This window comes from Streptomyces sp. NPDC088246 (assembly GCF_044741025.1).
Classification (GTDB): Bacteria; Actinomycetota; Actinomycetes; order Streptomycetales; family Streptomycetaceae; genus Streptomyces.
This window is the reverse complement of sequence record NZ_JBIURV010000004.1, coordinates 302,556-314,976: the sequence shown is the minus strand read 5'-3', so window position 1 is coordinate 314,976 and position 12,421 is coordinate 302,556. Positions and strand designations below refer to the sequence as shown.

Annotated in this window: 12 protein-coding genes; 5 read left to right on the top strand and 7 right to left on the bottom strand. The window is 70.2% G+C overall.

Annotated features, from left to right (window positions below; all coding sequences use genetic code 11):
• The first annotated feature begins 150 nt into the window (after positions 1 to 150).
• Positions 151 to 1,338, top strand: coding sequence for a flavin-containing monooxygenase (locus tag ACIPEK_RS09030; protein WP_401992617.1), 1,188 nt, complete (start codon positions 151 to 153; stop codon positions 1,336 to 1,338).
• A 23-nt stretch (positions 1,339 to 1,361) separates the two neighbouring features.
• On the opposite strand, the gene ACIPEK_RS09025 is transcribed toward ACIPEK_RS09030, so the two are convergent.
• The 4 genes from ACIPEK_RS09025 to ACIPEK_RS09010 all read right to left on the bottom strand — a co-directional run bounded on the left by ACIPEK_RS09025 (position 1,362) and on the right by ACIPEK_RS09010 (position 4,570).
• A complete protein-coding gene (locus ACIPEK_RS09025) occupies positions 1,362 to 1,949 on the bottom strand; it encodes a Uma2 family endonuclease (RefSeq protein ID WP_401992614.1) in 588 nt (195 codons plus the stop codon).
• A 49-nt stretch (positions 1,950 to 1,998) separates the two neighbouring features.
• Positions 1,999 to 2,901, bottom strand: a complete 903-nt coding sequence (locus ACIPEK_RS09020) for a helix-turn-helix domain-containing protein (RefSeq protein ID WP_401992611.1) — start codon at positions 2,899 to 2,901, stop codon at positions 1,999 to 2,001.
• A gap of 581 nt (positions 2,902 to 3,482) precedes the next feature.
• Positions 3,483 to 3,692 carry a DUF397 domain-containing protein gene (locus tag ACIPEK_RS09015; RefSeq protein WP_327273630.1) on the bottom strand — a complete coding sequence of 70 codons (210 nt, stop codon included), beginning with the start codon at positions 3,690 to 3,692 and terminating at the stop codon, positions 3,483 to 3,485.
• A gap of 5 nt (positions 3,693 to 3,697) precedes the next feature.
• A complete protein-coding gene (locus ACIPEK_RS09010) occupies positions 3,698 to 4,570 on the bottom strand; it encodes a helix-turn-helix domain-containing protein (RefSeq protein WP_401992607.1) in 873 nt (290 codons plus the stop codon).
• A 32-nt stretch (positions 4,571 to 4,602) separates the two neighbouring features.
• On the opposite strand from ACIPEK_RS09010, the gene ACIPEK_RS09005 reads away from it, so the two are divergent.
• Both ACIPEK_RS09005 and ACIPEK_RS09000 read left to right on the top strand, forming a co-directional pair.
• Complete coding sequence (locus tag ACIPEK_RS09005) at positions 4,603 to 4,797, top strand: hypothetical protein (protein ID WP_401992604.1); 195 nt, start codon at positions 4,603 to 4,605, stop codon at positions 4,795 to 4,797.
• 137 nt (positions 4,798 to 4,934) lie between these two features.
• Positions 4,935 to 5,309, top strand: coding sequence for a hypothetical protein (locus ACIPEK_RS09000; RefSeq protein ID WP_401992601.1), 375 nt, complete (start codon positions 4,935 to 4,937; stop codon positions 5,307 to 5,309).
• 203 nt (positions 5,310 to 5,512) lie between these two features.
• On the opposite strand, the gene ACIPEK_RS08995 is transcribed toward ACIPEK_RS09000, so the two are convergent.
• Both ACIPEK_RS08995 and ACIPEK_RS08990 read right to left on the bottom strand, forming a co-directional pair.
• A complete protein-coding gene (locus ACIPEK_RS08995) occupies positions 5,513 to 6,307 on the bottom strand; it encodes a hypothetical protein (RefSeq protein ID WP_401992598.1) in 795 nt (264 codons plus the stop codon).
• A 277-nt stretch (positions 6,308 to 6,584) separates the two neighbouring features.
• Positions 6,585 to 7,955, bottom strand: coding sequence for a hypothetical protein (locus ACIPEK_RS08990; protein WP_401992595.1), 1,371 nt, complete (start codon positions 7,953 to 7,955; stop codon positions 6,585 to 6,587).
• 140 nt (positions 7,956 to 8,095) lie between these two features.
• Between ACIPEK_RS08990 and ACIPEK_RS08985 the strand changes: the two genes are divergently transcribed.
• A complete protein-coding gene (locus ACIPEK_RS08985) occupies positions 8,096 to 9,067 on the top strand; it encodes an AraC family transcriptional regulator (protein WP_401992592.1) in 972 nt (323 codons plus the stop codon).
• 17 nt (positions 9,068 to 9,084) lie between these two features.
• On the opposite strand, the gene ACIPEK_RS08980 is transcribed toward ACIPEK_RS08985, so the two are convergent.
• A complete protein-coding gene (locus ACIPEK_RS08980) occupies positions 9,085 to 9,957 on the bottom strand; it encodes an NAD(P)H-binding protein (protein WP_401992589.1) in 873 nt (290 codons plus the stop codon).
• Positions 9,958 to 10,151: 194 nt separating this feature from the next.
• Here ACIPEK_RS08980 and ACIPEK_RS08975 point away from each other — a divergent pair, with 194 nt between their 5' ends.
• Positions 10,152 to 12,380, top strand: a complete 2,229-nt coding sequence (locus ACIPEK_RS08975) for an acetate--CoA ligase family protein (RefSeq protein WP_401992586.1) — start codon at positions 10,152 to 10,154, stop codon at positions 12,378 to 12,380.
• The last annotated feature ends 41 nt before the right edge of the window (positions 12,381 to 12,421 follow it).

Sequence of the window (12,421 nt, the reverse complement as noted above, 5' to 3'; positions counted from 1 at the left end):
ATCTGACGGTACGTCAGTTCACCTGATGTCGACGGCTTGCGCAAGGGGCGTGCGCGAGGCATGCAAGAGCCGCACACCCGTGATCAATTCGCAACCGATTCCGGTCTTGTCCGAGACCCATCAAGTAAGCGCGCGATTACGCTCCGAGCCATGCCCGACAGAGCACCTGCCGCCGGTAGCCCCACCCCGGCCCGCATCGACCTCACCGAGGACCGGCCCGTGTACGTCATCGGTGGCGGCCCGGGCGGTCTCGCCGCCGCGGCGGCCCTGCGCGAGCAGGGCGTAAGGGCGGTGGTGCTGGAGAAGTCCGAGAACGTGGGCGCGTCCTGGCGCCGCCACTACGACCGGCTGCACCTCCACACGACCCGGCGCTGGTCCGCGCTGCCGGGACTCGCGATGCCGCGCCGGTTCGGACGCTGGGTGGCCAGGGACGATGTGGTGCGCTACCTGGAGAAGTACGTCGAGCACCACGAGCTGGAAGTGGTGACGGGCGTCGAGGTGTCCCGGGTCGACCGGACCCCCGACGGAGCCGGCTGGCAGCTGACCGCGACCGGCGGCCGGATGCTGACCGGCCGGGCCGTCGTCGTCGCCACCGGCTACAACCACACCCCGCGCGTCCCCGACTGGTCCGGCCGCGACACCTTCACCGGCGACCTGGTGCACGCCTCCGACTACCGCGATCCCGCCCCGTACGCGGGCAGGGACGTCCTCGTCGTCGGCATCGGCAACACGGGCGCCGAGATCGCCGCCGACCTGGTGGAGGGCGGGGCGTCCCGGGTTCGGATCGCCGTGCGCACCGTGCCGCACATCGTGCGCCGCTCGACGGCGGGCTGGCCCGCGCAGGCGACCGGCATCCTGGTCCGCAGGCTGCCGGTCCGGCTGGTCGACCGGGCCGGGCGCCTGATGGCCAGGATCGCCGTGCCGGACCTCGCCGCACAGGGCCTCCCACGCCCGGACACCGGTCTGTACTCACGGGTCAAGGACGGGGCCATTCCGGTGCAGGACGTGGGGCTGATCGACGCGGTGAAGAGCGGCCGGGTGGTGCCGGTGGCGGCCGTCGAGTCGTTCGACGGGGACGTGGTGGTGCTGGCCGACGGGGACCGGATCACCCCGGACGCGGTGATCGCGGCAACCGGCTACCGGCGGGCTCTGGAGGGGCTGGTCGGCCACCTCGGCGTACTGGACGCACGGGGCCGCCCGGTGGTGCACGGCGGCCGCACGCCCAAGCAGGCACGCGGCCTGTACTTCACCGGCTTCACCAACCCGATCAGCGGCATGTTCCGCGAAATGGCCCTGGACGCACAGAAGATCGCCAAGAAGCTGGCGCGCACGGGCTGAGACTGCCCGGGACGGGGCACGCGTCAGGCGTAACGCGGGAGCGCGTCGGTCGAGATCGTCCATTCGCCGATGGTGACGTCCTCGCCGTACACGAAGTCCTTGCGGATCGCGTATCGCGGACCTTCCGGCGTCGGGTGGATTTCGGAGAGGACGGCGCCGGTGCCCGTGCGGGGATCGAAGATCGCGTAGACGGGGATGCCGAGCAGTGGGTAGTCCCGCATCTTGCTCACCCAGTCGTTGTCCGGATTCGACTGGGACACGATCTCGATGGCGGCGATGAGCGTACGGGGGTCGAACGACCCCTGTCCCTCCATGTCGTCCACGCCGATCACCATCACGTCGGGGTGTCGCATGATGCCCTCGGCCTCCGCCTCGACATCCGGGGTCCCCGTATGGGCCAGGATCTCGTCCGGCATCAGCTTCTCCAGGCGACGGCTCACCTGGGCAGCAGTCAGCTCATGGGGACGCCCCGGGGCCATCATGTCGTGCACGATCCCTTCTTTGGTGATCTCCAGCTTGCCGGGAACGCTGTCCCGCATCTGTTCGACGATGTCGCGCATGGCCTGGTAGCGGAACGAGTCCCGCTGTGCGTCGTCCGGGGCGATGGCCATGGCGTGCGCTCCTCGTCTGTGCCCGGGGGCAAGGGTCGTCACATTCATGCTAAGCGGCCTCCATCAGGTCGGATCGGCACTCGCGGCAGTGGCCCGGCTCCGGTGCCCGGAAGGCGCGGTCGCAGCTGTCGCAGTTCTGGAGCGGTTCGGGGCGTGGCGCGGCTTCCCGAACCGGGGCGGTGGGCAGTGGGGGCGGCAGGAGGGTGGTGAGGCGGTGGGCGAGGAGGCCCGCCGGGTGGGTCAGCGGCTCGGGCAGGTCGGCGACGAGAGTGCGGCGTACGGCGTCGGGGTGGGCATCGCGTTCGAGCCAGGCGGCGACGGCGGGGGCCAGTCGGCGGACGTCGTCCTCGGCCAGCAACAGTCGGGGCTCGTGACGGCGCAGGCCTGCGAGGAGGTCGGTGGCCGCGCGGTGGCGGTCGAGGTCGGGGACCTGCGGCTGGGGAAGTGACGGGCGCGGTACGGGTGTGGGGGCATTCTCCGAATCCGGTGGGGACGAGGGCGCGGTGGCCGTCTCCGGGGCCGGTGCGGGCGCAGGGGCCGGAGCCTCGGGGGCCGGGCGGACGGGCCTGGGCTGCGGCTGCGGCTGCGGCGCTGTGGCAGGGCTCGCGTCGGTGGCGGGCTGGTTGTAGGAGACCGTGCGGGTGACGACCCGGCCGCTGGGGAGACGTTCCCGGGTGCGCTGCAGGTAGCCGTGGGCTTCCAGTTCGCGCAGGGCGGCGGCGATCCGGGCCTCGCTCTCCGGAAAGCGGTCGGCGAGGAACCTGATGCCGATCCTGAATCCGTCGGGCAGCGACTGGATGTGGGCGGCGAGCCCGATCGCGGTGAGGGACAGCTCACCGTGCTGGGTGAGGTGGTTGCCCACGACCGTGAATCGGCTGGTGTGCGGGGTGTTGATGTGCACGACACCGGATGACGGGGCGCGCGAGGGCGCGCTAATCTGCGGGGTATCCATCGGGAAGGCTCTTCTTCCTCGTTGGTCAGGCCCTCGATCAGGATTGCCGTCCTGGCCGGGGGCCGTCGCATGTCTGTGGTTGTGGGGGCGAGCTTATGCCAGCCAACCGGTCAGGAATCCAGTCGAGTTGGCAAACCTCACCCGTGTGAGTGACGGGAGGCAGGGTGGGGTTGGGAAGGGTGATTTCCCTGGTTCTTGAATCTTTTGATGTCGTGCACGACCGCGTCGCGGCCCGCCGTGTCTTGGGCCACCGGGTCGTGACTGCCGCGACCCGGTGGAGGCGGTCACGGTACGAGGTCGAGCTCGGCCCAGAGACCCATCACCGCCAGCGATGACTCGAGCAACAAACCCGGGACTTCAGTACCGGGTCAGGGCAAGACCGAACCCGGTGAACCTGTGCAGTCACAGCACTGGCCCCGCAGGCACCCTACGAACATCGTGCCCGCGAGCAGTTCACGGCGTACGGCATGACCCGCATCGAGGACTCCACGGCCGAGGAACTCACTTTGGGCAGCTGCCGGTCCCTTGACGCAACGAAGGCCCCTGCCAACCTTCCACAGGAGCCTTCTTGCCAGGCGTCATCAGGCAACGGTGTCGCTGACTTTGACCTCATCGACGAACGCGAGCCAGGCGGCGGCAGGGAAGACGCAGACCCCCTGCTCCGGGTCCTTGGAGTCGCGGACGGCCATCCTTGATCCGTCCAGCCGGGCGCCCTCAACGCATTGACCACCCTGGTCATTGCTGTAGCTGGACCTGAACCAGTGAGCACCGGCCGGCGCGTGAGTGGTCATGTGAATCAATGCTCCTTGATCGCTTCTCTAATCATGCCAAGAGACTCTCGAGGTCCCACAGCAAGAATCTGGAGGTCGGTGAACGCCTCTTCGTACAGGCCCACGTCGGCGCGCCGCCGAGTGACCGACGCACCACCAAGGTTCTCCAGGTAGACGATGGGGTGCGCATCGTCGAATCGGAGCAAGGTGAAGGCCCCGTTCATACCGGGGTGGGCGCCCGCCCTGAAGGGGATGACTTGAACCCGCACTGACGGCTGTGTGGCCACCTCTGCCAAGTGCTCTATCTGAGCACGCATGACAGCCGGTGCCCCAACCTGACGGTACAAAACTGACTCGTTGATGACCGCTGCAAACTTGAGGGGTCCCAATTCGCGGTGAAGCGCCTCTTGTCGCGTCATCCGAACCGCCACGAGTCTGTCGATCTCGTCGGCGGCAAGCCTCTCGTGTGCGCGCTGGTGGATCGCTCGGACGTAGTCCTCTGTCTGGAGAAGACCGGGAACGAACTCGCCCTCGTAGTTGTGCAGTGCCGCAGCCGTGGCCTCCAGTCCCAAGTACGCCTTGAACGTCGGCGCGATGGCCGGCCTGTACTCCGGTGACTGCCACCAGTCCTTCTTGGTTTTGGTCACGGCCGCATACCCGAGCAGCAAGGCCCGCTTCTCAGGGGTTGCTTGATAGATCTCGCAGAGCGCCATTACGTCTGCTGTCTCCACCACTGCGTTCTCACCCGTCTCCAGCCTCGTCAGCTTCGATGGGCTACAGATCAGAGTGCGAACCACCTGGGTCGACGTGAGTCCGGCTTCCTGCCGGAGCTGCCGGAGCTCGCGGCCTAACTGAAGGCGACAGAGGGCGGGCGTCGCAGACTCCACATCCGTGATCATCTTCTGCCTCCCAGGGCGTGTTACCCAGTGTGATGGAAAATGTCCCGCTGCCGCAAGAAGCCTTCTGCGTCACAGCAGAAGGCTCCACTGGAGAGCGTGAACACGCTGCTGCAGCACAGGACTTCGCGCAGAAAGTCACTCGCAGAAAACCGCTGCAGCGCTTCCACGATATCGGCAGCGCTGTCACGATTACTAGCAGTTGCCTGCCCAAAGCACCGCGCGACTGACAAATCGCAGCCCACCCCTGCGCGCACACCCCTCCCCCATGCCCCCAGGGTCAGGAGCCCCCATGAAAGACCTCATGAACAGTCGGCCATTGGGACCGGCCGCGAACGCCGTTGGTCCCAGCACAACCGACCTCCCCTTGGACGTCGAAACCGCGCATCAAGCAGCCGATGGCGCCCTCGAACTCCAGCTCGGCACCACCACCCGCCAAGAGATCGACGAGTGGACGGCTGAGCTGCGTGGGCGCATCGTCCTCTTCGCCGAAGAGACCCTCGAACGGGAGCAGACCACTGCAACGCGCGCCAGCCGATGGGAGGTTGACCAGCTCCTCGCTGCCGCACCAGGAGACGGCGTCCTCGTCTTCAGCGCCTACCAGCACCTGCGCGACCTCGCCCGCATGCTGCGACGGCTGGCCGCCGAGTACCGGAAGCAGACGGAGACGGCCGACACCGCGCCCCTCCCCGTTCGCTTCGCGCCGGAACACAAAGCCACGCCTCCGGAGGACGGGACGTGAGCGAACTCTCCCGGCAGATCGCGTACATCATCGGCCTCACCGTCCTTGGCGGCTCGCTGCTCATGGCGGTGTTGCGGTGACGAAGCGCTGCTGGTCGCGGCTGTCACCGTCCACGACAAGAGCACCAACCGCAAAGATCCCGCTCGGCGGTAGCCGGCGTCTCCTCCGTGACCGCGAGGACGCGATGCCGCGTACCAGGCGGTTCAGCGATAAGCCCTGCCGCGTACGTAAGCGATGACGAGGGTGATCGCGGTGATGGCGCACACCAGCATGCCGATGGCCAGGAAGGCGTAGCCGGCCTCGCTGACGCCCGATTCGGTCTGGACGATGGTCATTCCGCCGCCACCGGGGATCCGGCGTTCCTTGTCCGGGTGGTCCACGATGTAGAGGATCATCGCGGCGACCGCCGCCGTGCACACCGCGGCCCCGGCCAGCGGCCGGCCGCCCGCCCTGCCGTACCAGGGGATCCGCGGTTTCAGAGCGACGTGCGGGCACTGTGTCAGCAGGGCGCGTCCCAGGTCCGCGGCACGTTCGGGGAGCCCGTCCGCCCGGAGCCGGGTGCCGTCGTCGAGGTCGATCTCGATGCGGTACCCGTTGCCGAGCCGGGTCGCGAGGGCGTTCACCGCATCGCCGTCGACGTGGAGCGAGGTGACGCGGTTCCAGGACCAGCCCGCGGCCCCGCGCCGGGATCCGTGGACCAGACCGCCCCGGCGCACCTCGAAATACTCCCCGGGCTCGCCACGCACTGCCCGCGCGATCTGGGACACCGCAATTGCTACGGCGCCCAGCGAGAGGCCGAGCAGCAGGCCGACGGCCTTGTTGCTGCCCGCCGACCCCTCGCCGGTTGCGGACACGCCCCACACACCCAGCCAGGCCGGCGGGATGGCTATGAGCAGCGCACAGCCCGCGTTCACCCACCGCTTCCGGTGGTCCACCACGTGCCGACTGACCACCGGGCCGAGGCCTTGGAACGCGTCCGTTCCCTCAATACCAGTCACCGGGGAAGTCAAGCATCCCGACTGCCGACTCCTCAAGATCGCCTCAGGAGCCGGTAGTCAGCACCGTTGCGTTTTGGATCTCGAGGTGCCTGTCAACGAGGAGTGATGCGAGAGCAGCGGCGGCTTTGCGCGATTCGGCGGCGGCTTGTCCCCGTAGCGCTCGGGAGCATCCCGCCAGGTGCCCCCGCGCACGGGTCTGCCGGCCGGGGCTCCACACACACGCGGGGCGCGACCGGGAGGATCCGGTCGCGCCCCGCCCTGCTTCGAGAGGCGTCCGTCACGCCTCGGGCGTGGCGTTCACCACGACCTTCGCCGTGTTGTTCCCGGGCTTCGGGTCGAACGGGAAGGACGTGCCCCCGGGGCCGCCGGAAGTGAGTACGACCCGGCCGGTGGCGTCGGGGACGACCCGGTCGACGCGCAGCTGGAACGGGAAGGAACGCGCCGTGTCCGGCAGCGTCCAGTACGGCAGGGAGCAGACGTATCGCGGGGCGCCCGTCCGCTGCGGGTGGTAGCCGCCGCTCAGGGTCCGCGGCTGGCAGCCGGTGGGGGCGGAGGTGACGGTGACGCCGTCGGGGACGGTGAAGTCGACGTTCGCGACGGGGTCGCCGGAGCCGAGGTTGCCGAGCCAGGCCGGTCCGTTGTTGCGGAAGCCGAGTTCGGCGGTGACGGTCTCACCGGCCTCACCGGTGACCCGGGCGCCCTCCACCGCGAAGTCGGCGGTGTTCACCGCGGTGAGGGCGGCGATGGTGTAGTTGTCGTCGTTCGCCAGGTCGATGGCGCCGTTGCCGGGCTTGACGCTGATGTCGAGGCGCTCGGCGAGCGCGTGCGGGGCGAGGGCCACCCGCATCGGCTCGGGCAACGTGTAGGTGTCACCCGGTTCGAGGATCTGGTCGAAGGTGCAGGTGGCGTGGGTCATCGGGGCGTAGTCGCCGCCGGTCGTCCGGTACGTGCACTCGGGGTACTTGTTGACGAAGTCGAGCCCGTACGACGCGGAGAGCGTGGCGGTGAAGCCTTCGGACCGCTCACTGCCCTTGTTCGTCAGCGTGAACGGAACGGTCTGCACGCTGCCCGGCAGGGCGTCCTTCACGGGAGCGATCCGCCCGAGGGAAAGGTCCGGCCCCGAGGCGACCGTGAGCGTCGTGTCGAACGAGTCGAGCGGGGCCTCCAGGGTGCCCGACGGGCCGCCGGTGGCCACGGCGGCGTACGTAATACGGCCGTGGGCCCCGGCCGCCGCACCGTCCGCGGCGCGGACCGTGAGGTTGACCGGCGGGGTGTAGTCCTCGCCCCCGGTGGTGGGCACCTCGGGAACGCTGCACACAGCCGTCGTTCCGCTCGGTGTGCAGTTGTCGGGCCAGGTCACATCGGCCACTCCGGCGACACCGGAGATGTCGACCGAGAGCCGGCCGTCCGTGACGGTGAAGTTGTCATTGTCGTGGTAGAGCCCGATGTCCAGCGACCGGCTCTGCGGCGCACCGCCGCCGCTGCCGAGCGGCAGGTTCTGCTCGGGGGGCGCCTGGATCCACAGCTGGTCGGTCTGCTCCTCGGCGGACGCGGCCGCCGGAGCCACGAGTCCGGCGGTCAGCAGGCCGACGGCCGCGGCGACGCAGGCTCCCAGGCGCGCGGTGCGCCGGGCGGATAAAGGTCTCATGAATTCCCCCAAGGATGGGCCGACGATGGTGAACGGCGGCCGGAGATCCGGCCTGCTGGTTTGGACGTTCAAGATCCCGAAGGGGTTGTACGGCGCCGCCGAACAGCCGGTCCGCCGCCCCGTCTGCGTACCGTTGACGCATGGACGTGTTCGACGAGTTGTTGCGTGGTGTGCGGGGGAAGGGGGCGGTCTTCGGCCGTTCGGTGCTGTATCCGCCGTGGTCGCTGAGGTTCACGGACGGCGCGTATCTGACCCTGTGCGTGCCGCTGCGCGGCGAGGGCTGGATCGTCCCGTACGGCGGCAGCGACAACGGTGATCGCGCCGCGCGCCGGGTGCGGGTCGGTGAGGCGGCGATCGTACGGGGCCCGGCTCCGTTCGTCTTCACCGACGACCCGGCCACGGGCACGAGTACGGGTACGGGCGCGTCCGTACGCGAGGTGCGCTGGGACACCGAGCCCGGAGCCGGTCCGGAGCCGCCGGACGAACTCAGCGGCCCCACCGTGCTGCTGGCCGCCGCCTACGACGTGCACGCCGAGGTCCCGCGACGGCTGCTCCGGGTCCTTCCTCCGGTGCTCGTCGTACCGGACGAAGAGGACTGTTCGCCGCTGCGCGACTATCTGGAGGCTCAGATCGGCAGGGTGCGGCCGGGCCGGCAGATCGTGCTGGACCGGCTGCTGGACTGGCTGCTGGTGTGCACGCTGCGCGACTGGTTCGACCGCCCGGAGGCGGCCCCGCCCATGTGGTACCGCGCGCTCGGCGACGAGGTGGCGGGCCCGGCGCTGCGTGCCATGCACGAGGAGCCGGCGCATCCGTGGACGACGGCGGAGCTGGCCGCACGGGCCGGGGTATCGCGCACCACGTTCGCCAAACGGTTCACCGAACTGGTCGGGCAGGGCCCGGTGGCGTATCTGACCGAATGGCGCATGACGCTCGCCGCCGACCTGCTGGGCCGCCAGGAGCTGACGGTGGCGGCGGTGGCCCGCCGGGTGGGGTACGCCGACGCGTCCGGCTTCAGCGCGGCGTTCAAGCGGGTCCGGGGCGTCAGCCCGAGCGCGTACCGCCGCGAGCCGGCGGTACGGGTTGAACTGGACCGGGAGGCCCCGGCAGGCTGACGCCCCCTCCCCCGGGCTCAGCCGGTCCAGGCGCCCGCGTCGGCCGCCTTGCGCACGAACGTGCCGAAGTCCCGCGGCGCGCGCCCCAGCGCACGCTGCACTCCGTCGACGACCGGAGCCTCCCGGCTCGTACGGATCGGCTTCATCGCGTCCGTCCACAGCGCCGCTTCCTCGGGCGACATCCCCTGGGCGACCAGTCCCGCCACGAACTCCTGCTCGGGGACCGGGACGTACCCGGCCCGCCGCCCGGTGACCTCCGCGATCTCGGCCAGCGCGTCGTCGACGGTGAGCGCCCGCGGTCCGGACAGCTCGTACACCTGGCCCTCGTGGCCGGACCGGGTGAGCGCGGCGACGGCGACGTCCGCGATGTCGTCCGCGTCGACGAACGCGGCGGCCCCGTCCCCGGCGGGCAGCGCCAGCTCGTCGCCCATCACCCCGTCGCGGAACACCCCCTCGCTGAAGTTCTGCGCGAACCAGCCGGGCCGCAGGATCGTCCACGGCACCCCCGAGGCCCGCACCGCGATCTCCCCCTCCATGTGCGGCCCTGTCCCGTCGTAGGAATCCCCGAAGTACCCCGGCACGTCGGCGCCCCGGGCGGACAGCAGCACCAGCCGCCCGACCCCACCCGCCACGGCCTGCTCCACCAGCGCGGGGGTCCGGGAGGGGGCGAGGTCCAGCGGAACGATGTACGCCGCCGCGACCCCCTCCAGCGCCGCGCCCCAGGTCCCCCGGTCGTCCCAGTCGAACGGCGTCTCCCCGGACCGCGACGCCACCCGCGTCTCCACCCCTTGCTCCCGCAGCCGGTCCACGACCCTGCGTCCGGTCTTGCCGGTACCTCCGATGACGAGTACGGGCCGGTCTGTACGAGTGTCCTGTGCTTCCTGTGTCATACGAGAAGCCTGTCCCGGCGCCCCGCCCACCGGCCATGTCCCGGAATCCGGAAGGGATGTCCGTGCGTCCGGATCAGCCTTTGCCTGCACACCCATTCCTGACGGGCCGTCAGTTCAGTAACCTGACAGAGCGTCAGCTTCGGGCTGGCCGGGCACGAGCACCCGACGGACTTCGAGCAGGAGTGGGCGGAACGATGCTTGGATCGACTCACGGCACCCTCACCACCGACTTCCGCGCCAGGGTGGTGGCCTGCGGCGAAGAGCCGCATGCCATCGTCCACAGCATGGCGGCCGCCGCCGCGGAAGGCGATCTCGATGTCAGCGGCCGCCCGCTGCACGCGCCCGTGCCGGATCTGGACCGGTTCTTCCGGCCCGAGTCCGTCGCCGTCATCGGCGCGTCCGACACCGAAGGGCGGCCCAATACCGGGATCACCCGACAGCTGATCGGCTGGGCCGAGCGGGTCGGGGCGCGGCTGTATCCCGTACATCCCAGCCGGGAGTCCGTGTTCGGGCGGGCCTGTTCTCCTTCCGTCGCGGACCTGCCGGAGCAGGTCGATCTGGCCGTACTGCTGGTCGGCGATCCGCTCCCGGTGATCGAGGAACTCGCGCAGTCCAAGGTGAAATTCGCCGTGGCCTTCGCCTCCGGGTTCGCCGAGACCGGCGAGGAGGGCGCCGCCGCCCAGGCACGGCTGGCCGCGGCCGTGGAGCGGTCCGGGCTGCGGCTGCTCGGGCCGAACACCAACCTCAACGCCTTCGAGGAGTTCCGGGACGATCTGGACGGACCGGCCATCGCCCTCATCACCCAGTCCGGTCACCAGGGCCGCCCCGTCTACACCCTTCAGGAGCTGGGCGTGCGGCTCTCGCACTGGGCGCCCACGGGCAACGAGGCGGATCTGGAGACCGCCGACTTCATCTCGTACTTCTCACAGCGCCCGGAGGTCGGGGCCATCGCCTGTTACGTGGAGGGGCTCAAGGACGGGCGCTCCTTTCTGCTGGCCGCGGACCGGGCTGCGCGGGCCGGCGTTCCGGTGGTGGCGGTCAAGGTGGGGCGTACGGAGACAGGGGCCCGTATGGCCGCCTCACACACCGGCAAACTGACCGGCGCCGACCAGGTGGTGGACGCGGCGATGCGGCAGTTCGGCGTGATCCGGGTGGACGGGCTCGACGAACTCCAGGACACCGCGGCCCTGCTGGCCCGGGCGCGGAAACCGCAGGCCGACGGGGTCGTCGTGTATTCGATCTCGGGCGGCACGGGCGCGCACTTCTCGGACCTGGCGACCGGCGCGGGGCTGAAGATCCCCACCCTGTCCGAGGAGAAGCAGCGCGAGCTGCACGAGTGGATCCCCGGCTATCTGAACGTGGCGAACCCGGTCGACAACGGTGGCCATCCGGTCGGCGACTGGCGCGGCCGGAAGATCATCGACGCGATCCTCGCCGACCCAGCCGTCGGGGTGCTGATCTGTCCGATCACCGGCCCCTTCCCCCCGATGAGCGACCGGCTCGCGCAGGACCTGGTGGACGCGGCGGAGGCCACGGACAAGCTGGTGTGCGTGGTGTGGGGATCGCCCGTCGGTACGGAGGACGCGTACCGCACGACGCTGCTCGGCTCGTCCCGCGTCGCCACCTTCCGCACCTTCGGCAACTGCATCACCGCCGTGAAGGCCTATCTGGACCACCACCGGTTCGCAGCCTCCTACCGCTCCCCCTTCGACGAGGCTCCGCGCACGCCGTCGCCCTCGTTCCGCAAGGCGCAGGCACTGATGCGCCCGGGCCACCAGCTGAGCGAGCACGCCGCGAAGCAACTGCTCCGCGCGTACGGAATCCGCGTTCCGCGCGAGCAGCTGGTGACCAGCGCCGCTGCGTCCGTCCGGGCCGCGGGGCTGGTCGGCTACCCGGTCGTCATGAAGGCGTCGGGCGCCCGGCTCGCCCACAAGACCGAACTGGGTCTGGTCAAGGTCGGGCTCACCTCCGCCAGCCAGGTGCGCGACGCCTACCGCGAACTGACCGACATCGCACGGTACGAGGGCGTCGAGCTGGACGGCATTCTGGTCTGCCAGATGGTCGAGCGGGGCGTCGAGATGATGGTCGGTGTCACGCAGGACGCGCTGTTCGGGCCGACGGTGACGGTCGGGCTCGGCGGCGTACTGGTCGAGGTGCTGCACGACGCGGCGGTACGGGTGCCGCCGTTCGGCGAGGACCAGGCGCGGTCGATGCTGGCCGAACTGCGCGGCCGGGCCCTGCTGGAGGGCGTACGCGGCGGTCCGCCGGTGGATGTGGACGCGCTCGTCGAGGTCGTGCTGCGGGTGCAGCGGATGGCTCTGGAACTGGGCGACGACCTCGCCGAACTGGACATCAACCCGCTGATGGTGCTGGGGCGGGGGCAGGGCGCGGTGGCGCTGGACGCGCTCGCCGTCTGCCGCTGACCGGTCACCCCGCCGACCGCCCCGACGGCCGCGCCACCGGC

Bases quoted from the DNA above. Each gene is read 5' to 3' on its own strand.
- ACIPEK_RS09030 (WP_401992617.1), top strand. From the start codon at position 151: ATGCCCGACAGAGCACCTGCCGCCGGTAGCCCCACCCCGGCCCGCATC.
- ACIPEK_RS09025 (WP_401992614.1), bottom strand. From the start codon at position 1,949: ATGGCCATCGCCCCGGACGACGCACAGCGGGACTCGTTCCGCTACCAG.
- ACIPEK_RS09020 (WP_401992611.1), bottom strand. From the start codon at position 2,901: ATGGATACCCCGCAGATTAGCGCGCCCTCGCGCGCCCCGTCATCCGGT.
- ACIPEK_RS09015 (WP_327273630.1), bottom strand. From the start codon at position 3,692: ATGACCACTCACGCGCCGGCCGGTGCTCACTGGTTCAGGTCCAGCTAC.
- ACIPEK_RS09010 (WP_401992607.1), bottom strand. From the start codon at position 4,570: ATGATCACGGATGTGGAGTCTGCGACGCCCGCCCTCTGTCGCCTTCAG.
- ACIPEK_RS09005 (WP_401992604.1), top strand. From the start codon at position 4,603: ATGGAAAATGTCCCGCTGCCGCAAGAAGCCTTCTGCGTCACAGCAGAA.
- ACIPEK_RS08990 (WP_401992595.1), bottom strand. From the start codon at position 7,955: ATGAGACCTTTATCCGCCCGGCGCACCGCGCGCCTGGGAGCCTGCGTC.
- ACIPEK_RS08985 (WP_401992592.1), top strand. From the start codon at position 8,096: ATGGACGTGTTCGACGAGTTGTTGCGTGGTGTGCGGGGGAAGGGGGCG.
- ACIPEK_RS08980 (WP_401992589.1), bottom strand. From the start codon at position 9,957: ATGACACAGGAAGCACAGGACACTCGTACAGACCGGCCCGTACTCGTC.
- ACIPEK_RS08975 (WP_401992586.1), top strand. From the start codon at position 10,152: ATGCTTGGATCGACTCACGGCACCCTCACCACCGACTTCCGCGCCAGG.